At 40.3% G+C, this 25326-nt stretch carries 22 protein-coding genes, 1 tRNA gene and 5 pseudogenes; 22 read left to right on the top strand and 6 right to left on the bottom strand.

Features of this window, described 5'->3' with window-relative positions; all coding sequences use genetic code 11:
* Positions 1-3: 3 nt before the first annotated feature.
* Positions 4-759, bottom strand: coding sequence for a hydroxyacylglutathione hydrolase (gene gloB, locus M1E93_RS04865; RefSeq protein ID WP_040132835.1), 756 nt, complete (start codon positions 757-759; stop codon positions 4-6).
* Between the two features lie 33 nt (positions 760-792).
* On the opposite strand from gloB, the gene M1E93_RS04870 reads away from it, so the two are divergent.
* A complete protein-coding gene (locus tag M1E93_RS04870) occupies positions 793-1518 on the top strand; it encodes a class I SAM-dependent methyltransferase (protein WP_053110025.1) in 726 nt (241 codons plus the stop codon).
* A 78-nt stretch (positions 1519-1596) separates the two neighbouring features.
* Here M1E93_RS04870 and rnhA read toward each other — a convergent pair whose 3' ends face one another.
* Positions 1597-2067 carry a ribonuclease HI gene (gene rnhA / locus M1E93_RS04875; protein ID WP_104872987.1) on the bottom strand — a complete coding sequence of 157 codons (471 nt, stop codon included), beginning with the start codon at positions 2065-2067 and terminating at the stop codon, positions 1597-1599.
* Between the two features lie 54 nt (positions 2068-2121).
* On the opposite strand from rnhA, the gene dnaQ reads away from it, so the two are divergent.
* The 13 genes and pseudogenes from dnaQ to M1E93_RS04940 all read left to right on the top strand — a co-directional run bounded on the left by dnaQ (position 2122) and on the right by M1E93_RS04940 (position 13324).
* Positions 2122-2883, top strand: a complete 762-nt coding sequence (dnaQ, locus tag M1E93_RS04880) for a DNA polymerase III subunit epsilon (RefSeq protein WP_004927092.1) — start codon at positions 2122-2124, stop codon at positions 2881-2883.
* Between the two features lie 114 nt (positions 2884-2997).
* Positions 2998-3074: transfer RNA gene (locus M1E93_RS04885), tRNA-Asp, on the top strand.
* Positions 3075-4478: 1404 nt separating this feature from the next.
* On the top strand, positions 4479-4874 hold the full coding sequence (locus tag M1E93_RS04890; RefSeq protein WP_061064704.1) for a helix-turn-helix domain-containing protein: 396 nt from the start codon (positions 4479-4481) through the stop codon (positions 4872-4874).
* A 133-nt stretch (positions 4875-5007) separates the two neighbouring features.
* A pseudogene (locus M1E93_RS04895) lies at positions 5008-5175 on the top strand (fimbrial protein); the annotation flags it as partial.
* A 34-nt stretch (positions 5176-5209) separates the two neighbouring features.
* Entirely contained in the window at positions 5210-7501 is a 2292-nt protein-coding gene (locus M1E93_RS04900; RefSeq protein WP_426207158.1) for a fimbria/pilus outer membrane usher protein, read from the top strand.
* Positions 7502-7579: 78 nt separating this feature from the next.
* Positions 7580-8329: a fimbria/pilus periplasmic chaperone gene (locus M1E93_RS04905; protein WP_426207159.1), complete on the top strand. Its 750-nt coding sequence runs from the start codon at positions 7580-7582 to the stop codon at positions 8327-8329.
* The gene (locus M1E93_RS04910) at positions 8313-9002 is read left to right on the top strand and encodes a fimbrial protein (RefSeq protein WP_036941774.1); all 690 of its coding nucleotides are present in this window, start codon (positions 8313-8315) and stop codon (positions 9000-9002) included. Before M1E93_RS04905 ends, M1E93_RS04910 begins: the two co-directional genes overlap by 17 nt.
* Before the next feature lie 14 nt (positions 9003-9016).
* Positions 9017-9541: a fimbrial protein gene (locus tag M1E93_RS04915; protein ID WP_230085153.1), complete on the top strand. Its 525-nt coding sequence runs from the start codon at positions 9017-9019 to the stop codon at positions 9539-9541.
* A complete protein-coding gene (locus M1E93_RS04920; protein WP_102780758.1) occupies positions 9538-10059 on the top strand; it encodes a fimbrial protein in 522 nt (173 codons plus the stop codon). Before M1E93_RS04915 ends, M1E93_RS04920 begins: the two co-directional genes overlap by 4 nt.
* Positions 10056-10619: a fimbrial protein gene (locus tag M1E93_RS04925; protein WP_102780757.1), complete on the top strand. Its 564-nt coding sequence runs from the start codon at positions 10056-10058 to the stop codon at positions 10617-10619. Before M1E93_RS04920 ends, M1E93_RS04925 begins: the two co-directional genes overlap by 4 nt.
* Before the next feature lie 567 nt (positions 10620-11186).
* Positions 11187-11693 (top strand): hypothetical protein, encoded by a 507-nt coding sequence (locus M1E93_RS04930; RefSeq protein ID WP_308410120.1) that lies wholly within the window; start codon positions 11187-11189, stop codon positions 11691-11693.
* Positions 11694-11890: 197 nt separating this feature from the next.
* A pseudogene (locus tag M1E93_RS04935) lies at positions 11891-12244 on the top strand (transposase); the annotation flags it as partial.
* A gap of 396 nt (positions 12245-12640) precedes the next feature.
* The gene (locus M1E93_RS04940) at positions 12641-13324 is read left to right on the top strand and encodes a TenA family transcriptional regulator (RefSeq protein ID WP_426207160.1); all 684 of its coding nucleotides are present in this window, start codon (positions 12641-12643) and stop codon (positions 13322-13324) included.
* Between the two features lie 108 nt (positions 13325-13432).
* Here the strand turns inward: M1E93_RS04940 and M1E93_RS04945 are convergent.
* A pseudogene (locus M1E93_RS04945) lies at positions 13433-13838 on the bottom strand (DUF6122 family protein).
* A 547-nt stretch (positions 13839-14385) separates the two neighbouring features.
* On the opposite strand from M1E93_RS04945, the gene tkt reads away from it, so the two are divergent.
* From tkt to M1E93_RS04980, 7 genes and pseudogenes are all read left to right on the top strand, one after another.
* The gene (gene tkt, locus M1E93_RS04950; protein WP_004927251.1) at positions 14386-16380 is read left to right on the top strand and encodes a transketolase; all 1995 of its coding nucleotides are present in this window, start codon (positions 14386-14388) and stop codon (positions 16378-16380) included.
* Between the two features lie 308 nt (positions 16381-16688).
* A pseudogene (gene epd / locus M1E93_RS04955) lies at positions 16689-17701 on the top strand (erythrose-4-phosphate dehydrogenase).
* Positions 17702-17786: 85 nt separating this feature from the next.
* Positions 17787-18950: a phosphoglycerate kinase gene (gene pgk / locus M1E93_RS04960; RefSeq protein WP_004927258.1), complete on the top strand. Its 1164-nt coding sequence runs from the start codon at positions 17787-17789 to the stop codon at positions 18948-18950.
* Between the two features lie 59 nt (positions 18951-19009).
* Positions 19010-20086 carry a class II fructose-bisphosphate aldolase gene (gene fbaA, locus M1E93_RS04965; RefSeq protein ID WP_004927260.1) on the top strand — a complete coding sequence of 359 codons (1077 nt, stop codon included), beginning with the start codon at positions 19010-19012 and terminating at the stop codon, positions 20084-20086.
* A gap of 331 nt (positions 20087-20417) precedes the next feature.
* Positions 20418-21005, top strand: a pseudogene (locus tag M1E93_RS04970) (IS3 family transposase); the annotation flags it as partial.
* Between the two features lie 114 nt (positions 21006-21119).
* Complete coding sequence (locus tag M1E93_RS04975) at positions 21120-21431, top strand: hypothetical protein (RefSeq protein WP_102780754.1); 312 nt, start codon at positions 21120-21122, stop codon at positions 21429-21431.
* A 456-nt stretch (positions 21432-21887) separates the two neighbouring features.
* The gene (locus M1E93_RS04980) at positions 21888-22835 is read left to right on the top strand and encodes an IS30 family transposase (protein ID WP_140035165.1); all 948 of its coding nucleotides are present in this window, start codon (positions 21888-21890) and stop codon (positions 22833-22835) included.
* On the opposite strand, the gene M1E93_RS04985 is transcribed toward M1E93_RS04980, so the two are convergent.
* Entirely contained in the window at positions 22818-22967 is a 150-nt protein-coding gene (locus tag M1E93_RS04985; protein WP_426207297.1) for a hypothetical protein, read from the bottom strand. The genes M1E93_RS04980 and M1E93_RS04985 overlap by 18 nt on opposite strands.
* A 290-nt stretch (positions 22968-23257) precedes the next feature.
* Between M1E93_RS04985 and M1E93_RS04990 the strand changes: the two genes are divergently transcribed.
* Entirely contained in the window at positions 23258-23527 is a 270-nt protein-coding gene (locus M1E93_RS04990) for a DUF1471 domain-containing protein (protein WP_004922790.1), read from the top strand.
* Between the two features lie 162 nt (positions 23528-23689).
* Here the strand turns inward: M1E93_RS04990 and M1E93_RS04995 are convergent, their stop codons facing one another.
* Complete coding sequence (locus M1E93_RS04995; RefSeq protein ID WP_004922788.1) at positions 23690-24040, bottom strand: RidA family protein; 351 nt, start codon at positions 24038-24040, stop codon at positions 23690-23692.
* Between the two features lie 9 nt (positions 24041-24049).
* Positions 24050-25291 (bottom strand): D-amino acid dehydrogenase, encoded by a 1242-nt coding sequence (locus tag M1E93_RS05000; protein ID WP_076914315.1) that lies wholly within the window; start codon positions 25289-25291, stop codon positions 24050-24052.
* Between the last annotated feature and the right edge of the window lie 35 nt (positions 25292-25326).

A 25326-nucleotide genomic window follows, 5' to 3' on the forward strand; every position in this document is an offset into this window, starting at 1 on the left:
ACGTTAATAATGATCTTTTAATTGACGTAGAACGGTAAAAACAGCTCTAAGTGGTGGGTTAGCTTGATTTATATTTAATTTTCTTTGCAATTGTGCATTATCACACTGTAAAAAAATATTCACTTTTCGTTCTGTTTTTAGCGTGGTAGGTACAGTTGGTTGATTTTTGTTTCGCTTAGCGGCAACCTCTTCTTGATATTGGCTAATTTGCGTGTTTTCAGGCCAAATATGGTGAGCGAATTTCAAATTAGATTGAGTATATTCATGGGCACAACAAATTAATGTGTCATCAGGGAGAGCAGCAATTTTCTGAATGGATTGATACATTTGCTCCGGTGTACCCTCAAATATCCTTCCACACCCAGCAGAAAACAGGGTATCGCCACAAAATAGATAAGGGGCTTGATAAAAAGCAATATGACCAAGGGTATGTCCAGGTAAGCCAATAACATCAAAATTAAAATCGTTAATTTTGACACTATCACCTTGCTCAACGATTTGTGTTGCTCCTTTAACTTGAGTCTCTTGAGGCCCAAAAACAGGTAGGTTACTGAAGTTTTTCAGAATACCTTTTACACCACCAGTATGGTCATCGTGATGATGGGTCAGTAAGATAGCCGTTGGGGTAAGCTTTTTTTGCGCCAATATTTCGAGGACTGGCTCTGACTCCGCGGGGTCAACAATGATACACTGTTGGTTATTATCAGACAGAATCCAAATATAGTTATCATTTAAAGCAGGGACTCGTATTAACTCCATAATGACCTCTCTATTTTGATTAAGGGGAATTTGATGAAGCCAGCGCGTATTGAAAAAAAGTTCCAGATGCCTGTGAGTTGGTCTGATATTCCTTTTGGGGAACACTATCGTCAAGCGTTGCAATATCAGCTTCGCCCTTGGTGGCCAAAAATATTTGGCTTTCATTTGCTTAAGCTTGGGCACCTCAGTACTGAGGTCGATACCGAAGAGTGTATGGTATCGCATCAGTTTTGTTTGGGGAATGGTGACCCTCGTTTTCAAGTTATCGCTGAACCACAAGCGCTTCCCTTTACGGCCAAATCAATCGACGCATGCTTAATTTCACACATGTTGGCATATAGCCATGACCCCCATTGGGTATTGCGTGAAGTTGACCGTGTGCTCGTTGATGATGGCTGGCTAATTATTTCTGGCTTTAACCCATTTAGCTTATTAGGGATCGGTAAAATGGTGCCGTTCCTTCGTAAACAGCAACCTTATTGTAGCCGTCTTTTTCCTACGTTAAGGGTATTTGATTGGCTTAGTGTATTGAATTATGAAGTACTTTACCATCGCAATTGTCAGGTGTTTCCATGGCATGGCCCTGAAAATTGGTTAAATCAGCGCATAAAAGGGGTAGGTACTTTAAATGTGATTGTTGCGAGAAAGCGAACTTACCCTCTAACTCCGACATTGCTCAAATTTAAACAACCGAAAGTTAAAATAGGCACTGCACTGGGGGCAACAAAGCGTATTTCTGATAGCACCAAAAAATTATAAATTTCAGCGATAAACACGCGATATGAATTAAGGCCTACACTGTGTGGGCAAATGTAGGCAAGTTGGGATTGAACCCGTTTAATCTTGTGTAGGTTGGTAACCTGTATCTTCTTTTGTTGGTGATTCAGCCGCTTGGCGTGCGAGTTCATCACATTTTTCATTTTCCGGATGGCCTGCATGGCCTTTTACCCAACGCCAATCAATTTTATGGCGAGCGATAGCCGCATCTAAGCGTTTCCAGAGGTCAACATTCACTACCGGAGACTTATCTGCTTTACGCCAATGACGACGCTTCCAATTGTGGATCCATTGTGTGATCCCTTGGCGAACATATTGGCTATCGGTGGTTAAAATAATATCACATGGTCGTTTTAACGATTCAAGGGCAACAATAGCAGCAAGTAGCTCCATACGGTTATTGGTTGTCATAAAAAAACCTTCATTGAGTGTCTTTTCATGCTGTTGGTAACGAAGAAGAATGCCATAACCACCTGGACCTGGATTACCCAGACAGGAACCATCAGTGAAAATTTCTACCTGCTTTGTCATTTCTGTTAAACTCTACCTTATTCATCAATCTCTAGTTTGACACAAAAATCCATTATGAGCACGGCGATAACCAGACAAATTGTCCTCGATACTGAAACCACAGGTATGAATAAACTGGGCGTTCATTATGAAGGCCATAACATTATTGAAATTGGAGCCGTCGAGGTTATCAATCGTAGGCTGACGGGGCGCAATTTTCACGTCTATATAAAACCTGATCGTCTCGTGGACCCTGAAGCTTTTGAGGTTCATGGTATCAGTGATGAGTTTTTACAAGATAAACCCGTGTTCGCTGATATTGCCGATGAGTTTATTGAGTTTATTCGTGGAGCAGAGCTGATTATCCATAACGCCCCCTTTGATATTGGCTTCATGGATTACGAATTTAGCAAATTGAATAAAGATATACCGCCAACGGCCGATTTTTGCCAAATAACGGATAGTTTAGTCATGGCTCGGCAAATATTTCCCGGTAAACGGAATAACTTGGATGCGTTGTGTGATCGCTATTTGATTGATAATACGAAACGAACTCTCCATGGGGCTTTGCTCGATGCCGAGATACTGGCTGATGTCTATTTAGCGATGACTGGTGGACAGACGTCTTTGGCTTTTTCAATGGAAGCAGATACTTCAAACGAAAGTTATGTTGAAGAAGTACAACGGATAGACCGTCCTGTCAGTGGGTTAAGGGTACTTTATGCGACGGATGAAGAGCTGATTGAACATGAAAAGCGGCTAGATATCGTCGATAAAAAAGGTGGTAAGCCTTGTCTCTGGCGTCAATCGCCTGAGGAAGGGGAGACGGTTCATTAATAGTTATTCGCTTTTAAGGCTAAAAACTGTTCAAATGCACGTTTTTTCAAGAAAAAGTATTGACTGTTATTGAAAGTATTCGTAATATGCATCGCGTTCCCAAGGGGAATGTTCGGAGCGGTAGTTCAGTTGGTTAGAATACCTGCCTGTCACGCAGGGGGTCGCGGGTTCGAGTCCCGTCCGTTCCGCCAGATATCGAAGCCCTGATTTTTAGAATCAGGGCTTTTTGCATTTATGCCTTTGTTCTCTCAAATACACAAAAGAAAAATCCCTCATAAATGTAATGATAGGGGATGCTCTTGATATCCCAATCTGTGTTCATGGCTATTGCAGCGAGTCAGTAATAAAGTTTATGAAATAGAGAACGAAGTCTTGAGTTAAGACTACTATTACACGTAAGCAATTTATAAATCTAAATAAACAGATGAAAGCTAACATGACATTAATGATCGTTATTGAGGTATGACGATGAGAAAATTAGTTAGATAACTTTAACTCCCATCCTTTTGTGTGAATCATTTCGCTTCACTACCTTTTAGTATTTCCCATCCTGAATAAATGATATTGATTTAATCCTCTTTTAGTTGGCGATTAAAACACTATCGTTCAATTCATAATCTATAAATCACTTATTCATCTCTTGATGGCTTTTAATGTTACTTTTAAGTGTTTTTGATAATAATAATGGTTTTCAATTTAAATTGGTTTTAAAAGTTAAATTTTGTTTTTATCCCTTTATGATACTCATTATAAGTATATTTAATTTTAAATAAAATAAACATAATAAGAGTATATTCATTTTTCTTGCATATTTATATTATGTAAATTAGTAGTCGTTTTCCAATATTATGAAATTAACTAAAAATTAACACGTCTTATTTTTAGTTATGCTGATTATTATTTTAAAAGTGATTATGAAATCGTGGTTAGTATTATTACCTAAATCAAAAGATAACGTTAACTTTTGAAGGAGTCTTATCTGATATTTAAAGATTGGTTATTATTTGAAATAATGTGGACTGCTTTGTATCTATATGAAAAATATATATTTATTTTTCTGTTTGCTATTTTATAAGAGGTGTTTAATAAATTAATTAATTTATATTTTCATTAATGATTATGACTATTTATAAAATTTAAAATTTAAAATTTAAAATTTTCATCTTTATTTGCGTCATAATTAGTGTTTTTATGGTTGAAAAGTCCATTTTATATAGACTATCTTAAAGTGATTCACCCTAGAAGCCAGCAAAATAGCTAGGTTTTACGATATTCAAGTTACTCTTTAATGGTGTAAACAGGAGATCTCTGTGCTGCCAGATGGTAGGGGGGAAGTTTGATTTTACTCCAATGCTCAAGTAAATTAATAGGCATTGATTCAGTGACAATACATAAAACAACATTATTTATACCTATAGACTTAAAGTTGCATAAAACATGTTGAAGATAGATTTTTTATTCAATTTTAAAATGGAATTTTAAATGGAATGGGTTTCTATGCATATCGATTTTTATTAGTTATCTTCGTTCGATATATTTATGTAAGTGACATTTAAATAGGTAAGTGTAATTAATTTAATGCATGGAGAAAAATAGTGAGAGTAGATGCGGTACAAATGCCGAAAAATAAACTCGATGATTCAAGAACTGTTTTTACCAAAGCTATCGGGAAAGAAATACATAAATTACGCAAAGAACGTTCGATGACAGGAAAAGATCTAGCTAAGCTAGTTAATGTTTCCCAACAACAAATATCACGTTATGAATGTGGAGTTTGTAATATAACAATAGATACATTGATTGTTATTTTAAATGCATTAAATGTTTCATTAACAGATTTCTTTAATCAGGTCTTTTTACAGGTATTCGAAAAGGAAAAGAAAATCTGTGTGCAATATCATAATGTATTTAGCTCTACTGACCAATCGGAAGAATTGAAGAAACAGCTCGAAATATTTTCTCGATATGACCAAACTAACTTATGGGGTTAGTTATTTTATCATTTCTTTTTATTTAAAGGTTTTTAAATTATTTATCTCTAAATAATTAGGAATACGCACGTCTGAAGGATTGTCAATACATTCCTTTTTTCAAATACAATATATTTATATTGCAGAGGCAATCATGAAAAAAATTATTTTAGCAACCTTAATTTCTGGTGCAATGAGCGCATCCGCTTTTGCTGTGGATGCAGGAAAAGGCACAGTAACTTTCACGGGGTCTATTATTGAAGCACCATGCTCAATCGCTCCAGGAGATGAAAGCCAAACTATTGATTTAGGTCAGGTTTCTAAAGGTTAATGGCGAGCAGTTTTCAGAAGTGTCAGTGCCTTTTTATCCCCCTGAAGATGATCCACAAGGTAGTACAGCTTGTATATCGCCAGAGGTAGCGGAGCAATTTGGATTGACTTCATCGGCAAAAAAAGAGTTGGCATGGTGGCATGACGGACAGTGCCTTACAGCAAGTAGCTTACCTGGGATGCAAATCCGTGGTGATTTAGCTACCTCGTCATTATACGTGAGTATTCCACAAGCTTATCTCGAATTCACTGCGCCTAACTGGGATCCACCATCGCGTTGGGATGAGGGGATTGCTGCGTTGATGCTGGACTATAACATTAATGGTAATGCCAATAATTCATATAACGGTGGTCACGATAGTTATGCGTTAAATGGAAATGGTATTGCAGGGGTGAACTTAGGGGCTTGGCGCTTTCGCGCTGATTGGCAAGGCCGTTTAAATCATGCTACTGGTTCTGGTGATTCGGTTAATAAAGACTTTGACTGGAATCGGTTTTATGCCTATCGCGCATTGCCGTCACTCGCGGCTAAATTGGTATTAGGGGAGGATTACCTTGTTTCTAATATCTTTGATTCATTTCGTTTTATTGGCGCCAGTGTGCGTTCTGAATTGAATATGCTCCCGCCAAATTTGCGTGGCTATGCACCAGAAGTGACAGGCATTGCAAAAACAAATGCGACGGTAATAGTTAGCCAGCAAGGGCGAGTGTTGTATGAAACACAAATCGCTCCGGGGCCGTTTCGTATTCAGGATTTGAGTGATGCTGTTAGTGGCAAACTCGATATCACAGTTAAAGAACAGGATGGTACAACCCAAGAATTTCAAATAGATACAGCTAGCTTGCCTTATTTAACGCGCCCAGGGCAAATACAATACAAATTAGCATTAGGCCAACCAACTAATTATCAGCGTCACAGTGAAGGGGACTCTTTTGTCACGGGTGAATTTTCGTGGGGCGTCAATAATGGCTGGTCACTATTTGGCGGTAGCCTGAATAGTAAAAATTACAATGCCGTATCGCTGGGTATTGGGCGTGATTTATTGGCATTTGGAGCTTTATCTTTCGATGTTACTCAATCTTTTGCCCGATTACCGAGTATGGGGAATTTAAACGGAGGTTCCTACCGTATTAATTACTCTAAACGTTTTGAGGCGATTGATAGCACTATTCAATTTGCAGGTTATCGCTTTTCCGAGCGTGACTTTATGTCGATGTCTGATTTCTTAAATGCACTGAAAACCGGTGAGCGTTATGGAGGGAGTAAAGAGTTATATACGATATCGCTGAATAAAAATTTCGGCGAGTTAGGAATGTCGTTATACCTCAACTATAACCACCAAACTTATTGGGATCAGCCGGATAATGATTATTACAGCATCATGCTGTCGAAATATATGGATATTGGTTCACTCAAAAATATCAGTGTTAACTTATCGGCAAACCGCAGTGTTTATAACGGTGTTAAGGATGACAGTATATATCTATCGACCTCATTCCCCTTAAGTAACGGCGCCAACGTAGGGTATTCGCTGAATAGTAGTCGCTACGATACGACAAATCGGGCGACCTATTACGACCGAATCAATGATCGAACGACATACCAGTTGAGTGTCGGGAGTAGCAAAAAAGGTGGAACGGGGAGTGCATTTATCACCCATCAAGCTGATATCGCACGTTTAACGGCTAATGTGAGTTATATGCATAACCAATATAGTGCATTTGGTCTATCAATGAGCGGTGGAATGACTTTTACCCCAGAGGGGGGCGGACTTCATCGTATTAATACATTAGGTGGAACGCGAATGTTAGTCGATACCGATGGTGTTTCGGATGTGCCGATCAAAGGGATTGGTGCACCGATTACCTCCAATATGTTTGGTAAAGCCATTGTTGGTGATGTGAGTAGTTACTACCGTAGTAAGGCTCAAATTGACTTAAATGCATTACCAGACAATGTAGAAGCACAGCAGTCGGTAGTACAAGCCACGCTCACAGAAGGCGCTGTAGGTTATCGTCATTTTGCTGTGGTATCAGGACAAAAAGCGATGACAGTACTGCGATTGCCTGATGGTAGCCACCCGCCATTCGGCGCTCAAATACAAAACAGTAAAGCGCAAAATACAGGAATTGTGGGTGATTCTGGAAGTGCTTATATCAGTGGTATTAACCCTCAGAGTGTGATGACTGTGACTTGGGGAGAAGATAAGGCTTGTCAGATCACCTTTCCTATTCAGTTAGGTTCTTTACAGGAAGCATTACTATTGCCGTGTATTCCGACAACGTTACCAGCATCAACGGTGATAGTGAAAAGATAGTTTTATGCAGCACAAGAATAGCCTAATTCACGAAAAGCATGGCTCAAGAGAGAACACAGAAATAAAAGGTAAATAACTATGCAATTAACGATTTCTTATCGTGCAACCATGGGGTTAATTGGTTTGGCATTATTTAGCAGCACAGCTTATTCCGCGGTATCGATGGATAGGACTCGGGTTATTTTTGATGGTGGACAAAAGTCAATCTCACTCAATATTTCAAATAACAACAAACAGTTATCATATTTAGCTCAAGGGTGGATTGAAAATGCGGAAGGGCAGAAGATCCAATCGCCATTGGTTGTATTACCGCCCGTACAGCGTTTAGAGCCAGGTAAATCAAGCCAAGTAAAAATTGAAGCATTACCTGCTATTAGTGCGTTACCTCAAGATCGTGAGTCTTTATTTTATTTTAATTTACGAGAAATACCGCCAAAAAGCGATAAACCAAACACATTGCAAATTGCTCTGCAAACACGAGTGAAACTGTTTTATCGACCTAAAGCGATAATGCCTGAAAAAAACGGTGCGCCATGGCAAGACAAATTAACCTTAGATAAACAAGGTGAACGTTATATCGTGAAAAATCCAACCCCGTATTACGTCACGATTATTAATGCGACGACTAATGGCAAAGCATCGGATGGCAAAGATTTTACACCTGTCATGGTGCCACCGTTTGGGCAGGATGATTTAGGCATCAGCGCTAATCAATTAGGAAATAATCCCGTACTGACTTACATCAATGATTATGGTGGACGCCCTAATTTGACCTTCCGCTGTCAGGCGTCGAGCTGTCAGGTTGTTCCAAATGGTAAAAGCGAATAATTCGAGTAAGCACCCGACTGACGGTGCCCATATTGAAGGAGTACGCATGACAGACTTACAAAGAAAAAACGTTTTCCGATACGGCTTACTTCTAGCGATGTTTAGCAGCACCGTCAGTTTATCAGGCATGGCGGCTGATAATAATGGCAATCTCTATCGGCCAGTAGATAACTGGAATGTCGATGGACAGCATGGTGTGTTGTACGTGTCAGGTTCATTAACGGAAAGCCCATGTCGGCTAGCGATGACATCTAGTTACCAATCAGTCGAGATGGGGAATTTGGATACCAGTACCTTGCAGCATAATGGTAGAGGAGCACCCGTACCGTTTCAGATTGAGTTAGAGGACTGTTTAGAGACTGAGACTCGTTTAGATAATGTACAAACGGGAATGACAGCATGGAGCTCCAGTCAGCCAGCAGTCAAAATTCGTTTTTTAGCAGATAGTGTGCCATCAATGCCGGATGTCGCTCGCGTCAATGGGGTAAGAGGATTGGGGCTGGCTATCACGACGCCAAATGGTTCACTGCTACCTTTGGGGTTAGAAAGTGAGCCACAGTTATTGCCTTCAGGGCAAAGTCAGTTGACCTATTACGTGACGCCGGTGAGAACGGGGCAGCTTGTGCCGGGAGCGTATTCGGCGCTGATTGCATTTGAAATGTTGTACGAGTAGGAGTGGTCATCACTATGACAATGAGACGATGTCGACTGCCGAAAGTGCTGGCAATGAGTCTGTTGATGAGCAGCTTGATGCTGTGTTCAGCGGCGACCCTTGCAGAAACCTATACCTTAACCGTGAAGGTCACAGTGGTTGAGAAGACCTGTGATATCTACGGGCCTGACGGGATTGGACAGCCCATCAATGTGGCGATGGGCGACCTGATCATAAAAAACATCGATGGCGTTAGCTACGGGAAAACTGACATTCCGTATACTCTAAGTTGCGACGATGCAGCAAGTAATCCAGCCTTAAAACTGAAATTTGATGGCCCCCGCATGAGTGGCCAAGCGGCGAATGTGTTGTCCACCTCGGACAAGAACTTAGGATTACGCCTTATGGCGGGTAACAGTAATCTGAATTTAGGTGTCTGGCGTCATTTTAATTATAGCACTCAGCCAACCCTCAGTGTGATACCGATTGGCAGTGGGACTGGGGGGATTAATGACGGTCAGATGACTGCATCCGCGACGTTGAGTGTGGAGTATCAATGATGAGGTTAAAAACAATATTAAGGTTAAGTGTCTTTGTATCAGCGAGTTTTATATTACAGATGGCACATGCTGTTGATGTCAATTTCACGGCGAATTTAATTCAAAACCCACCGTGTGATGTGTCAGGGCCTGAAGGTGTGAATCAACCCATTAAAGTCCCATTCGGTGAAGTTGGTATTACTAAAATTAATGGGGTTAATTATCAAAAAGACTTTACGTTAACGCTAAGTTGCGGTGCAGGGTTAGGGGAGTCGGTCGCTTTATATCTAGAGTACCGTGGTATGGCAGCGCCTTTTGACGACAAGGCATTACAAGCCAGTGTACCAGGGCTTGGGATCCGTTTGTATCACGAGGGGCAGGTTATTCCACCGAATACGGGAACCCCAATAAAAATGTCGAGTAATGGCAGCGCAGCTTTACCGTTATATGCGGTACCAGTCAAAGATACGGATCCTTCAGTAACCTTGTTTGAAGGGGGATTTACTGCAACGGCTAGCGTGGAGATGAATTATCCATGAATAGACTCAATGGTAAGGTAACACGCTGGATATCAATAAGTGCATGTTTATTATTTTGTAGTTGTTTGTCATTAACTACTCAGGCGATGAACAGTAATGATATCCAGTACAGCGGGACATTGATTGCATTGCCATGCACAGTCGATCCTACCTATGAAAATTTTGGGGTTGATTTTGGCGGCAATATTAATTCAAAGGATTTGCTGAATGGACAACGTCGTTATAGCAAGGAAGACATCCAATTTCATTTGACGGATTGTGATACTTCTTTGGGAAATAGTATTTCAGTGAAATTTAGTGGTGTTTCGACGACCGACAATGGATTACTGAATGTAGATGCTGGAAGTCAGGCTAGTGGGATTGCGATAGGTCTTGAAACCCCGAGTGGGGTAGCGTTACCCATTAATAACACTCAGGTAGAGCCTTTAATACCGATAAAAAAAGGGGATATGACTATTCGGTTGCGAGCATATGTGCAGGCGGTGGAAGGCGCAACGGTAGAGAGCATTCAACCGGGGTTTTTTACAGCAACTCTGACGTATGGCTTGATATATGAATAATGAATACATTTTAGTGCAAACTGAAAAATCAACCGCAGGAGCCAGTAGTTCCATGAGCAAAGCTGGATATCGTCAGACTTAGTGCTGAATGTCATTTGTTTTAACGATGAGGCAGAGGATTTCGGGCGTATTATCAGCTCTTTCTTATTGCCTTGGTGTATATAGACGAGAATAATATGAAATTATTACTAACCTTACTTCTATTAGTCCCATTACTTGCATTCGGTTCTAATTTTAGCCTAGAACTCGAGGATCGATTTGGCAGTGGTAATTGGCTTACTCCTAAAACAATCACTTGGCTCTCGCTTGACAGTATTCTTAATCCACAAAACATTGGACATAGGCCAACGTGTGGTTATATTAATAGTAGTTTTGGTCCCCCTCTTTGTAGTATGTGTACATTCGTTAGTCGTATTTGGTATCCAAGCATTAATGGAAAGTGGACGACGTTATGGTCAGATAGTATTCAATTACCGTTATCCTGTCACCATTATTCTAGTGATGACATCATCAGTGAGATTGTTTTTCAGACTGTTAAGAGTCGCCACCAGTTTTGGGAGCGAAGGCGTGTATGAACTAGCGCCGAATACTGCTGTATGTGCGCAACTGTACGGGCTCAGTACTACTGTACCTCCAACGATTCCCTATGATATGGAGAATTATGGAACTCCACTTCAAAATGCAACGTGTAAATATGTTAACTATGATATCGTACCACCTGTCTGCACAACCTCAATACCAAATATTAACCATGGTGTTATTAGCCGTGAACTCGTGGCAGGACACGTCGCTACTGGACAGGGCAGCATTAACTGTAATAAAAGTGCAAATGTGAGTATTTATGTTATGTACAATGATCCTATATCGAAAACTGATGTAATCAAGTCCCCCTCAGGATCTCAACTCTCTCATACTCTTACTATATCCTTGGACGGAAAAGATTATGTAAGTGTTATAGAGTCCACTATTGAGGGTGGGAATACCCCCATTTACATCTCTGATTCATTAGGAACAGAAGCGGCGGTTGCAGGTGAATATCTCGGCAGCACGATCATCGTATTTGATTATAGGTAATAGCGACAGCTCCTCTTATTATTGTTTACATGGGAGGAGCAATAACTGTTAATCGATATCGTAATTATGTTATTCATATTTTGGGAAGTGATGATGTACCAAGAAGAAGTCCCTTTATAATAGTAGTTTTTAGTGGCATAGTTAATTTGGTCATTGAATAGAGGTACTATTATACACTGCATAACTTAATAGGTGACATGTATGACAAAGCAAATTAGATGTAATTTCAGTATGGAATTTAAACTTGAAATCGCTCAATGAGTTCTCGACCAGAATTATGCCATGATTGAAGCAGTTAGTGCCATGGACATGGTGAAATCAACCATTGGATAATGGGTTCGGCAACTCAAAAATGAGCGTAAAGGTATTTCGCCAAAAGCATCGGCAATGACACCAGAACAAGTTGAAATTCGTGCACTAAAAAAGAAAATTGCTCATCTCGAAAAGCATGACGAGCTCTTAAAGAAGGCTACTTTTCTGGTGATGTCAGACTCCCTGAACAACTTGCGATAATTAAAAAACTGAGCCAAAGCTACCGTATTCAAATATTATGAGGCGTGTTTAGTATTAAACTCTTTTCATATCACAATCCAGTGAATCGGTAAAAATACCCCCGGCGTAATTATTTTTAGCTTCCATAAAAGCGACAAAATATCATCGTGTACTTTTAATTAAACTAAAGTGATGTAAATATAATTTATATATTGGGAGTTAGAATGGTTATTTCACTTTGTTAATGATGTGAATTATTTAAATTTGTATATTTTATGATGCTATTTTTATCGGTAATTTAATGAGCTAATAAATTATTAATGATTAATATAATTAAATATAAGTCAATGTAACTGAAATATGCCATGGTTATTTTAAAGGAAATGATTAATTTACTTTTATCTTGTTTGATAAAAAACGTATTCTTCCCTGAAAATAAACTTGGAGGTTGATGTATGTCATTGAATATAGAATTAAAAAACCAATTGGAATCATCTATACTTGATTTAAATCTGCCTGAAAATCCCTATTTTAAATCTCTGACTTCTGGTGAAATGACTCATGAACAATTTTTAAATAGCCAATTAGAATTTGCACCGATGGTTTATTTTTTCAGTAGGCCAATGGCACAAATTATAGCCAATATATCCGACCCTATTTCACGAATTGCCTTGGTGGGTAATCTTTGGGAAGAACATGGTCAAGGTATCAAGGAAAATGTACATGGAAATACAATCTTAACTTTGATCGAACGTTTAGGCGGTGATATATCCAGTATTGACTTACAGAACCCCCCTCCGAATGCTCGGATCTTTAATGAAGCATTACGTGGAGTTTCTGCTTTTTGTGATTTTCGTTTTGCTGCTTCTATGTATGCAGGTATTGAGAGAACGTTTGTTGATGTATCGTGCATGATATTTGAAGCTATAACTAAAGAGGGTTGGCTGCCAGAAGATAAGATCACCCATTATGGTTTACATCGAGAACTGGATATTGAGCACTCAGAAGATTTTTTGAAAGTAGTCAATCAATATTGGGATGAACCAAAATATCAATTTATGATTAAAGAAGGTATCAAATTTGGCTGCCAATTATTTGCTAATGCATATGTTGGTTTTTATCGGAGCATGGGCGAGTAGCTCCAAGGATATTTATTGTTTTTAGTGATATAAATAAAATGTAGAATTTGGCTATTTATGACTATTGATATTTATTATCATAAATAGCCGATTTTGGTTTGTATATGGCTAACCACTAATATAGTGGGGGCTGTGCATATGATATTTCTCAATGAGAACGATATAGGTGGTATTTTGTTTTAAATTTCCCATATAACAATCCAGTGAGTCGGTAAAAAGATGGAATAAATACCCCACCGCAATTGCTTTTAATTTCCATGATGGTAGTAAAAATATCATCACATATGCGATAGCCGCCCAACCAGTGTGTAACGAATGGAAACCAATACTTTATTGATTAGGCTCAAAAATCGGATAGGCCAGTAAATGATCTAAATCGACTGTCATGGTTGTTATCATCAATAATGCTGCTAATTTTCAGCTAGTTTCACCAAAATAGATAGCCAAATAAGATTGTCACTAAAAAATGAAAGCCGTAGTGCACAATATTGCGAAAAATTTCAAATGCCGCAATTAAACCTCTAATGCATTATTTTTATTTATTAGCAGATATCTCTTCTTCATGCTTATCTGCCTTGGATTATTCAGCGCTTTTGAGCTAAATATACTCATTTTTTGGCGGCTAGCGTGCTCCTGTTGTATCGAGATTATAACCAAGTCGTATAACGAATAGGGATTTTTTGTTTCGATGTGTAGAGCCACGCTTATCTCTTATCTAATCCACCAATTTTTCATAGCAAAATTTGCTAATAATCACTATTGTTATCCCTAAATGCATAAGAATGACAAATCACCTTGATCCCTGATGGTAAACTCAGGTTTAATAAGGGTAATGATTTGCGCAAAAAAATCATCTTTAAGTGATATTTTGCGCAATGGAAAGGATTCAGCTCTGAAATAGTTTAATTTATTGACGATTCGCGGGCACGAATGTAGCGAATAATTGCTGTGTGGAGCAAATTGCGTTAGTTTCATAGCTTGTCTGTGAAAAAGTGCAACAATTCCATATTGCGTTGTGAAAATTGGTTTAAGTACGTTTTTATCCGACCTGGAGTATACTAATGACGACTCGTAAAACCCTTGCTAATGCTATCCGCTTTCTAAGTATGGATGCGGTTCAAAAAGCAAAATCAGGGCACCCTGGTGCGCCTATGGGCATGGCTGATATTGCTGAAGTGCTGTGGCGTGACTATATGAATCATAACCCAGCAGATCCACACTGGGCTAACCGTGACCGCTTTGTGCTGTCAAATGGCCATGGTTCAATGTTGATCTATAGCTTGCTGCATCTGACGGGTTATGACTTATCTATGGATGAGTTAAAAAACTTCCGCCAGCTCCACTCTAAGACCCCTGGCCACCCTGAATATGGTTATACTCCAGGTGTTGAAACCACAACCGGTCCATTAGGGCAAGGTATCGCAAACGCAGTTGGTTTTGCTATTGCAGAGCGTACATTAGCTGCTCAATTTAATCGTCCAGGCCATGACATCGTCGACCACCACACCTATGTGTTTATGGGCGATGGTTGTATGATGGAAGGGATCTCCCACGAAGCCTGTTCTTTGGCTGGTACGCTGAAGCTAAACAAACTGATCGCGTTTTACGATGATAACGGTATCTCTATCGATGGTCATGTACAAGGTTGGTTTACAGACGATACGGCAGGGCGTTTTGAATCTTACGGCTGGCATGTTATTCGTGATATCGACGGTCATGATGCTGACCAAATTCATGCTGCTATTACTGAAGCACAGCGCGAAACAGACAAGCCAACACTGATTATGTGCAAAACCGTGATCGGCTTTGGTTCACCCAATAAAGCAGGCACTGAATCAGTCCATGGTGCACCATTAGGTGATGCTGAAATTGCGGCGACTCGTAAAGCTCTGGATTGGCAATATGGCCCATTCGAGATCCCACAAGAAATCTATAAAGCTTGGGATGCGCGTGATGCAGGTAAAGAAAAACAACATGCTTGGAATGAAAAATTTGCCGCTTATGCAAAAGCATTCCCTGAATTAGCTGAAGAATTTAAACGTCGTATGGCGGGTGAGCTACCGGCGAATTTCGATGCAGAAGCGAAAAAATTTATTGAACATCTGCAAGCGAACCCTGCGAATATCGCAAGCCGTAAAGCATCACAAAATGCATTAGAAGCCTTCGGTAAAGTCTTACCTGAGTTCTTAGGCGGCTCTGCTGACCTAGCACCAAGTAACTTAACAATGTGGTCAGGCTCTAAACCACTGAACGAAGACAAAGCGGGTAACTATATCCACTACGGTGTCCGTGAATTTGGTATGTCAGCAATCATGAACGGTATCGCTCTGCATGGTGGTTTTGTTCCTTATGGTGCAACATTCCTAATGTTCGTTGAATATGCGCGTAACGCGGTGCGTATGGCTGCACTGATGAAAGTGCGTAGTATCTTTGTTTACACTCACGACTCTATCGGTCTGGGTGAAGATGGCCCAACTCACCAACCTGTTGAGCAATTAGCTAGCCTGCGCGTGACGCCAAACATGAATACATGGCGTCCATGTGACCAAGTTGAATCAGCGGTGGCATGGAAATACGCTATTGAACGTAAAGACGGCCCAAGTGCGCTTATTTTCTCCCGTCAAAATCTGGAGCAACAACCTCGTACAGCGAAACAATTAGCTGAAATCGAGAAAGGGGCTTATATCCTGAAAGATAGCGAAGGTCAGCCTGAGCTTATCTTTATTGCGACAGGTTCAGAAGTTGAGTTGGCGGTGAAAGCTGCGGATCAACTATCTGGCGAAGGTCATAAAGTGCGTGTTGTTTCAATGCCTTCAACTGAAGTATTTGATAAGCAAGATGCGGCATACCGTGAAGCTGTTCTACCTTCAAGCGTCACTAAGCGTGTTGCGATTGAAGCGGGTATTGCAGATTACTGGTTTAAGTATACAGGCTTGAATGGTGCTATCGTTGGTATGCACTCATTTGGTGAGTCTGCACCTGCCGAAGAGCTATTTAAAGAGTTCGGTATTACTGTTGAAAATGCGGTAAAAGCAGCGAAATCATTGCTGAAATAATTGCGGTTACGGCCTAGAGATAGGCAGTAATCACGAGTGAAAATACGCCTCTGTATCAATTTTGGTGCAGGGGCGTTGTTTTTTTGTGCATTTCATTGGGTTTGACTATTGCGTTCTGTGAATATATCCCTTAATCTAATTCTTAATTAGCTGAACCGTTTCAGTCTTTACTGTGATTGAGATAAAAAATTTCAAAAATGTCGAGTGAAGCACACTTTTGATGTTTGACAGTTAAAATCAGCAGTAGAGTTTGTGTGAGTCAGTTATCCTTATCAGCCGTGTGATTTTGTTGAAATTCAAGGTGTAGGATGCCAATAAAAGTGGCGATTAACGGCTTTGGCCGGATCGGGCGGAGTGTACTAAATACGAGTCAGGGCGGCGTGCTGAAATAGTCGTTGTCGCGGTCAATGAGCTAGCAACTCCTGAAGGGATTGCTCATTTGCTCAAGTACGACTCTAGCCATGGGCGCTTTGCTTGGGATGTCCGTCTTAATGGTGCGTTGTTACAGGTTGGCGACGATAACATTCGTCTTTTCCATCAGCCTGATATCGGCGCCTTACCTTGGAAAGAGCTAGGGGTTGATGTCGTACTTGATTGCTCTGGGGTGTTTGGTTCCCGTGCAGATGGCTTAGCACACCTTGAAGCAGGCGCGAAGAAAGTACTGTTCTCTCACCCTGGTACGGATGATTTGGATGCGACAGTTGTCTATGGTGTTAATCATGATAACTTAACGATTGAAGATAAAATTGTTTCAAACGCATCTTGTACCACAAATTGCATTATCCCGATTATTAAATTACTCGATGATGCTTTTGGGATTGAATCGGGTACGGTGACAACGATCCACGCATCAATGAATGATCAGCCGGTGATCGATGCGTATCATCATGATTTAAGAAGAACGCGAGCAGCTAGCCAATCTATTATTCCTGTTGATACAAAGTTGGCAGCAGGAATTACGCGGATTTTTCCTAAATTCCAAGACCATTTTGAGGCGATATCAGTACGTGTGCCGACAACCAATGTGACAGCTATCGATTTGAGTGTTACCGTGCACAGTGATGTTAGTGTGGCTACAGTAAACGAACTGTTGCGAAGCGCCGCACATGGTCATTTTCGTGGTATAGTAGACTATACTGAATTACCGTTAGTCTCGATGGATTTCAATCATGATCCACACAGTGCGATTGTTGATGGGACGCAAACGCGAGTTAGCGGCAAGCATTTAATTAAAACCCTTGTTTGGTGTGATAACGAGTGGGGGTTTGCTAACCGGATGCTAGATACAACATTAGCGATGGCAGCAACAGGTTTCAACTAATTAACGGCTGACAGACGGTAGGGTAAACTGATACCCAAACAGCCATTAATGAAAACTTTATAGAGAATCAACAAGAGGATTCACCATGTCTGTAATTAAGATGACCGATTTGGACCTAGCGGGTAAACGCGTTTTCATCCGCTCTGACCTAAACGTTCCTGTAAAAGATGGCAAAGTTACTTCTGACGCACGTATCCGTGCTTCATTACCAACAATCGAAACTGCTCTCAAGCAAGGTGCTAAAGTCATGGTCACATCTCACCTCGGTCGTCCGACTGAAGGCGAGTACAATGAAGAATTTTCACTGCAGCCTGTTGTTGACTATCTAGCCGACAAAATCGATTATCCTGTTCGTCTCGTAAAAGACTACCTTGGTGGTGTGGATATCGCAGAGGGTGAACTTGTCGTTTTGGAAAACGTACGCTTTAACAAAGGCGAGAAAAAAGACGACGAAACGCTATCAAAACAGTACGCTGCATTATGTGATGTTTACGTTATGGATGCTTTCGGCACTGCTCACCGCGCTCAAGCATCAACGCATGGCGTGGCGAAGTTCTCTCCGATTGCATGTGCAGGCCCTCTGTTAAGTGCTGAACTTGAAGCATTAGGTAAAGCATTAGATAACCCTGCTCGCCCAATGGTCGCTATCGTAGGTGGCTCAAAAGTATCAACAAAACTAACGGTATTAGATTCTCTATCTAAAATTGCCGATCAATTAATCGTTGGTGGTGGTATTGCAAATACCTTTATCGCGGCAGAAGGCAACAACGTTGGTCGCTCTTTATATGAAGCGGACCTGATCCCTGAAGCGAAAAAATTACTGGCAAACTGCCATATCCCAGTTCCGACTGATGTTCGTGTGGCGACAGAGTTCTCTGAAACTGCCGAAGCGACACTGAAATCCAGTTCAAAAATTAAAGATGACGAGCAGATTTTGGACTTAGGTGATGAGTCTGCTGAGCGTCTGGCTGAAATTTTGAAAAATGCCAAAACCATTCTGTGGAATGGCCCTGTTGGTGTCTTTGAATTCCCTAACTTCCGTAAAGGAACAGAAATCGTTGCTCGTGCTATCGCCGATAGTGAAGCTTTCTCTATCGCGGGTGGTGGTGACACATTAGCGGCTATCGATCTGTTTGGTATCGCGGATAAAATTTCATACATCTCAACTGGCGGCGGTGCTTTCCTTGAGTTTGTTGAAGGTAAAAAGCTGCCAGCAGTTGTGATGCTGGAAGAACGTGCTAAAGCGTAATTAATTTGTCATGAACAACAGGCTGCCGATGCAGCCTGTTTAACACAGGACCTTTTCAAATGTCTAAAATTTTTGATTTTGTAAAACCGGGTGTTCTCACAGGTGATGATGTACAAAAAGTTTTCGCAGTTGCCAAAGAAAATAACTTTGCATTGCCAGCGGTGAACTGTGTCGGTACAGACTCAATTAATGCCGTACTTGAAGCGGCAGCGAAAGTACGTGCTCCAGTTATTGTTCAGTTTTCTAACGGCGGTGCTGCTTTTATCGCAGGTAAAGGCTTAAAAGCGGAAGGCCAACAAGCGGCTATTTTAGGTTCCATTTCAGGTGCTCAACACGTCCATCAAATGGCTGAGCATTATGGTGTTCCTGTGATCCTGCATACTGACCACTGTGCACGTAAATTGCTGCCATGGATTGATGGTTTGCTAGACGCAGGTGAAAAACACTATGCGAAAACCGGTAAGCCTCTGTTCTCTTCACACATGATTGACTTGTCTGAAGAAACTCTGGAAGAAAATATCGAGATCTGTGCTAAGTATCTGGCTCGTATGGCGAAAATCGATATGACGCTGGAAATCGAACTGGGTTGTACTGGTGGTGAAGAAGACGGTGTTGATAACACCGGTATGGATAGCTCTGCGCTGTACACTCAACCAGAAGACGTTGCTTACGCGTATGAGAAACTGAGCGCAATCAGCCCTCGTTTCACTATCGCCGCTTCTTTCGGTAACGTTCACGGTGTTTATAAGCCAGGTAACGTACAGTTAACACCAAAAATTCTACGTAATTCACAGGACTATGTTTCTGAGAAATTTAACCTGCCTCACAACAGCCTAGACTTTGTTTTCCACGGTGGTTCTGGTTCAAGCGCTGCTGAAATCAAAGAAGCTGTTAGCTACGGTGTTATCAAAATGAACATCGATACAGATACTCAGTGGGCAACTTGGGAAGGTATCCTGAACTACTACAAAAAGAACGAAGGTTATCTGCAAGGTCAGTTGGGTAACCCAGAAGGTGATGACAAGCCTAACAAAAAATACTATGACCCACGCGTATGGCTGCGTAAAGGTCAAGAATCCATGGTTGTTCGTTTAGAGCAAGCGTTCAAAGAACTGAACTGCGTTGACGTTCTATAATTGTGCTTAGGCTTGGTTAATCAAGCTAATCGCTAAATCAATCCCTCAGTAGGGTTATCTTACTGGGGGATTTTTTTGATCTTTTTGCTATCGCTAGATAAAGCCTCTTATGTCAAAATCAATCCCTAAGAACCCTTTATCTGATGCTGAAAAAGCGGGTCAACACTGGCAATCTCTATTAAACAGGCCAGAGCCACAGCGCCTTAAATCGGTTCTTGAGTCCACCGCATCTCAGCTCTCTCAATCTAAGAAAATAGATATTTACGATGCAATTGCTAATCGTAAACTGTATTCAGGACTCGTATTTACCTGCCAAATTGGTGATTTTCCTGTAGTGAACTGTCAAATATCAAAATATCGGTATAAAAAAGCAGTACAAGAACATGTGGAAATACCGAATTATTTAGCACGCCAGTTTGCAGTGACAAAGCCGGATCAAGTTTGGGCGGGTGACCGTTGGATGTATTTAGCTGTTGTGATGGGCTTGTTTGCCGAAAACCGATTAGTTGGGCAATGTCATTATCATCAAATAGTCAGTTAACGAAAAAGCGCTATCAATAGTTTTTGAATCAATAGGTAAGTCTAAAAATGTTCTGTTTCACTCGGATCAAGGAAACCATTATACAAGCCGTCATTACCGTCAGTTACTATGGTGTTATCAGATAAAACAAAGTTTATCTCGGTGAGGTAATTGCTGGGATAATGCACCAATGGAACGTTTTTTTAGAAGCTTAAAAAAAACAGAGTGGGTGCCGAGACAGGTTATCGAAGTTTTACTGAAGCTCAGTACCAAATAATCCGTTATATGACCGGGTATTATAGTCAACTCAGACCTCATCAATATAATGGTGGATTAACGCCCAATAAATTAGAGCGATTGTATTGGAAAAACTCTAAAACCGTGACTAATTTTTATTGACCACTACAAGCTGGCGGCTTTCCAATCCATGAAGGGCAGCCACAGATATACATTAACCTGCTACCCGATGCGAAAGATTTACGTGATTATATTTTAATTACGCCGATACCGTCATTGCCAGTGATTTATGTTTATTTAAGTAAAAAAGCTGGCGATGTAACACCTAAAGGGCGCACATACATAAAGCATGGAGCAGAAAGAGCTGAAGAAAGAGGGTTTTCATCTGAACAGATTGATAATATTATAGATAATAATCAGAAAAGTAAAACCAAACAAATTGATCCTATGTCAGGAGAACAGACATGGCGATACCAAGACAAAAGAGGTAATACAGTTTTCACTGATGAGCATTCACAGTGTATTATAACTGTTTATTCTCATCCAAAGAACATTAATGATACTAAATATATTCCTAAGTTGAGGTAATAATGATTTTTGAAACACTAAAAAACATGAAATTAGATATAATTGAAGGTTTATATTTCGAAATCTCGGATTATTTTTTATCCATAGATAATATTAGTGATCTTGATATTACTAAAGATAAAATTCACTCTTTAACAATTAATGAAACCGGAAACAAATATGTAATTAAGAGCCTATCTCAATAGGGATTAATTACCGCATAAAAAATATATTATCACTGTAACCAAAACCTTATACAGCCTGACTTTTAAACATCGATATGGCTGGGTAAGGTGATGAATTTACCTCCTATTGAGATAGGCTCTAAGGTCAATGCCAAAGGTTTAAGTGAGGAAGATATAAAAATAGTGTTCGCGAATTCAGATAATAAGTGCAACGCTCGGTCATGTTAGATGGAAGGACGGTTAGCTACTGATAAGCTATCCTGCTCTTCCGACCAAAGATGAGCGAGTAAGTATGAAGTATCAGCAACTAACCGAAGGACAACGATACCAGATATCGATACTGCGTGAGGATAATTTATCCTGCCATGAGATAGGTATCCGTATCGGTGTAAGCAAGTCCACGGTCTCCCGTGAACTGAGGCGTAACACTTCAGATACTGGTTATAACCCACAACAGGCACACCAGAAGTGCTGTGATAGGCGGCTGTCATCTGCCAAAAGGACAATTCCTCAGCAGACCATAGATTTCGTGATATTTGCTCTGGAGTGGAAGTGGAGTCCTGAGCAAATAAGTGCAATTGGCAGCATTATTGGTCTTAGCGTCAGCCATGAATGGATTTACCAGTATATCTATGCGGATAAGCGTAGCGGTGGCGAGTTGTACAGGCATCTTAGGCAGGGCAAACGGCGATATCGTAAGGGCTACGGGCAGAAACGAGGGCGCATCCCTGATGCGGTATCCATTGAGCTACGGCCGTCAGTCGTCGATGACCGTAGCCGTCTGGGGGACTGGGAGGCCGATTTGGTGCAGGGTAAACAGGGCACTGGTGCTATCGTGACACTGGCAGAACGCAAAAGCCGTATTTACCTGACAAAAAAGGTGTTTTCAAAGGATGCGGTGGAAGTCAGTAAGGCCATTATCTCACTGCTGAGTGAGTATCAGGATGTATGTCACACAATAACGTTCGATAACGGTCTAGAGTTTAGTGAGCACAAGGCGATAGCAGAAGCACTGAACGCAGATACGTACTTTGCCCATCCGTATGCCTCGCATGAGCGTGGGCTGAACGAGAATACGAATGGGTTGTTAAGACAGTTTATCCCGAAAGGAACAGACCTGCGGACAGTGACAGAAGAAGACTTACAACGCTATCAGGGAGCGTTGAACAGCAGGCCACGCAAGTGTCTGGGGTTCAGACAACCTTCGGTGGTGTTTGCGGAGCTAAGAAAGGCGGCTTAGCGTTGCACTTCGGACTTGAATCCGCCTGGCATCATTAATTGGAAATGAATAATCCCCAGCAACACCAAAAATATCGCTAACACCTATATCGTATAATCGAGTTAATAAATATTGTACCACTGTTTTTTTCATCATTTTCTCCATTATGCTTTTAAGACAGTCGGTAATGAATAATGAAATATCATTTGTAGATGAGTTTAAATGGAACTGCTCTATGTGATCGCTGTTATATAAATAAAATAATATAATAAAGCTTAAAAATGAGAATGTAGGGTAATCTTTTGTTTATTAAGAGCTAACAATATTTTCAATCTAGAAAGGAATAAACGAATTAGATAGTGTAGTCATTGACAGAACAAATATAAGTCATTAACGTTTTTTATTGTTTATAAACAAAAAATTATTGTTAAGGTGGCTTTATTATGAAAAAACTAAAAATACTTGTATTATCTTTTGCATTATTAAGTCCATTAGCGTTTGGGGCGACAGAAATTAATTATACAAAATCTCTGTATTTGAAATTTGCAGGCACGGTCAATGTTGTTATGAATGATGGTGTATCTGCTGATTATGTAAAGGCAATCTCTCAAAAAGCGGATGAGAAAGGTGCTGAATATTTTGTTATTACTTCGGTTGAGTCTGAAGGAAGTGGAAACGATGTTTCGGTAACGGCCAGCTTATATAAAAAATAATCATTAAACTAAGTTGTATCATTCACCCTTTATTAAAGGGAACGATGCAACTTAGTTGTTTTTTAGGTAGGGATTAACCTGTTGAGAGTGATATGCAAAGGTCAAACGCCCATGGAATATAAAGCGCTTTTTTAGGCCAAAGTATCGTTATTGAAATCGGCACTAACGTTGCGCAGCGGTTACCATGATTTCCACAAGCACTTGCTCTCTAGCCATATTTGCTTCAACGGCAGCACGTGCAGGGCTATTCTCTGTTGGCATCCATGATTCCCAAACAGCATTAAAAGCAGCAAAATCACGTTCCATATTTTTGATCCAAACTTGGGCTGAAAGAATACGTGTTTTGTCACTGTTACTTGCAGCTAATAGAGTATCTATTTTTGCAAGTACATCTTGTGTCTGAGCTGTGATATCACCATTTAAATCATTAGGAACTTGTCCTGATAAATAAACTAAACCTGCATATTCAACGCTATCAGCTAAACGTGGCTTTGGATTATTACGTTTGATCATATTGTGGTATTACCTCGTTAATCCAGTTAAAGAGATGGGAGATGTTTCCCCTGAAACTAATTGGCTGAGAATTTGAGCGCTGCCAGCGGCTAAGGTAAACCCTAAGCTACCATGACCAATATTTAACCAAAGATTGTTATATCCAGTTTTGCCTAATATTGGTGGTCCTTTTGGTGTTGATGGACGTAATCCACACCATGTTTCGGCATCTTCAATATTTGTTACATCAGGGAATGTGTTTTTAATAATATTTTTTAAGGCGGAAATTCGGTTATCACGCAAGCCTAATTTGTCATAACCGATATCCACCATTGCGGCGATGCGAAGTTGCTGATTAAGTTTTGCATAAACAATTTTATTTCCATAATCAGTTACATTGATTTTAGGCACCACATGTTCTTTTTCTGGATAAGGAATAGAAAGGCTATAGCCTTTTAAGCCAAGCATTGGTACATGAATACCTAATGTTTTTAGCAGTTTCCTGCTTCCATTCCCGGCACATACAATGACATCATCGGCAGAAATTGTTCCTTGCGGAGTAATAACACCTGTAATTCGCTTATCATCTTTAATAAATGAAACAACAGAATGTTGTAAGCATAGTGTAAACTCTGCTTGAGTTGATAAATATTGGAGTAAGTTTTTACAGAATAAATAACAGTCTGCACTTTCATCATCAGGAGCATAAATTGCGCCCACTAACTGTGATTGAATATTCTTTAATGATGGCTCTAAGGCAGTAATTTCAGTCGGATTTAAAACCTTTTGAAATTGACTGTCGATGGTTTCGCAAGCTTTATTAAAGCTTTTTTGGTCACGGTGAATAATTAGTTTACCCGATTTTTCCCAAGCAAAGTCACCGATATCACCATTATTACGCCAGATATTCATGATCTCTTGGCTGAGTAAAGAGAGGCGTAGTTGGTGAGCACCATTAATTTTATTTGTTTTGCGATTACAAGCTAAGGTGAATTGAGTTAACCAAGCCCATTGTTGCAGGGAAAATTGTATTTTTAAATTCAATGGTGAATCATCTTTCCCCATCCAACTTAAACCTTGTAATGGTACTCCTGCATCTGCTAACGGCGAAACATAGCGATAGCTAAGTTGTCCGCCATTGGCGAAACTTGTTTGCATGCCGACATCAGATTCTGATTCTAATAAAGTGACGGCATGACCCGCTTTGATTAAAGCATATGCAGTACTAAGGCCAATGACACCTGCACCAATAACCACCACATGTTTTTTCATAATTATCCGCAACCAATAATAACTGAGGAGTTATT

Source organism: Providencia sp. PROV272, from assembly GCF_049901975.1.
GTDB lineage: Bacteria > Pseudomonadota > Gammaproteobacteria > Enterobacterales > Enterobacteriaceae > Providencia > Providencia stuartii.

Coding starts and splice junctions, on each gene's coding strand:
- gloB (WP_040132835.1), bottom strand. CDS start 759: ATGGAGTTAATACGAGTCCCTGCTTTAAATGATAACTATATTTGGATT.
- M1E93_RS04870 (WP_053110025.1), top strand. CDS start 793: ATGAAGCCAGCGCGTATTGAAAAAAAGTTCCAGATGCCTGTGAGTTGG.
- rnhA (WP_104872987.1), bottom strand. CDS start 2,067: ATGACAAAGCAGGTAGAAATTTTCACTGATGGTTCCTGTCTGGGTAAT.
- dnaQ (WP_004927092.1), top strand. CDS start 2,122: ATGAGCACGGCGATAACCAGACAAATTGTCCTCGATACTGAAACCACA.
- M1E93_RS04905 (WP_426207159.1), top strand. CDS start 7,580: ATGCAATTAACGATTTCTTATCGTGCAACCATGGGGTTAATTGGTTTG.
- M1E93_RS04910 (WP_036941774.1), top strand. CDS start 8,313: ATGGTAAAAGCGAATAATTCGAGTAAGCACCCGACTGACGGTGCCCAT.
- M1E93_RS04915 (WP_230085153.1), top strand. CDS start 9,017: ATGACAATGAGACGATGTCGACTGCCGAAAGTGCTGGCAATGAGTCTG.
- M1E93_RS04920 (WP_102780758.1), top strand. CDS start 9,538: ATGATGAGGTTAAAAACAATATTAAGGTTAAGTGTCTTTGTATCAGCG.
- M1E93_RS04925 (WP_102780757.1), top strand. CDS start 10,056: ATGAATAGACTCAATGGTAAGGTAACACGCTGGATATCAATAAGTGCA.
- M1E93_RS04940 (WP_426207160.1), top strand. CDS start 12,641: ATGTCATTGAATATAGAATTAAAAAACCAATTGGAATCATCTATACTT.
- tkt (WP_004927251.1), top strand. CDS start 14,386: ATGACGACTCGTAAAACCCTTGCTAATGCTATCCGCTTTCTAAGTATG.
- pgk (WP_004927258.1), top strand. CDS start 17,787: ATGTCTGTAATTAAGATGACCGATTTGGACCTAGCGGGTAAACGCGTT.
- fbaA (WP_004927260.1), top strand. CDS start 19,010: ATGTCTAAAATTTTTGATTTTGTAAAACCGGGTGTTCTCACAGGTGAT.
- M1E93_RS04980 (WP_140035165.1), top strand. CDS start 21,888: ATGAAGTATCAGCAACTAACCGAAGGACAACGATACCAGATATCGATA.
- M1E93_RS04985 (WP_426207297.1), bottom strand. CDS start 22,967: ATGAAAAAAACAGTGGTACAATATTTATTAACTCGATTATACGATATA.
- M1E93_RS04990 (WP_004922790.1), top strand. CDS start 23,258: ATGAAAAAACTAAAAATACTTGTATTATCTTTTGCATTATTAAGTCCA.
- M1E93_RS04995 (WP_004922788.1), bottom strand. CDS start 24,040: ATGATCAAACGTAATAATCCAAAGCCACGTTTAGCTGATAGCGTTGAA.
- M1E93_RS05000 (WP_076914315.1), bottom strand. CDS start 25,291: ATGAAAAAACATGTGGTGGTTATTGGTGCAGGTGTCATTGGCCTTAGT.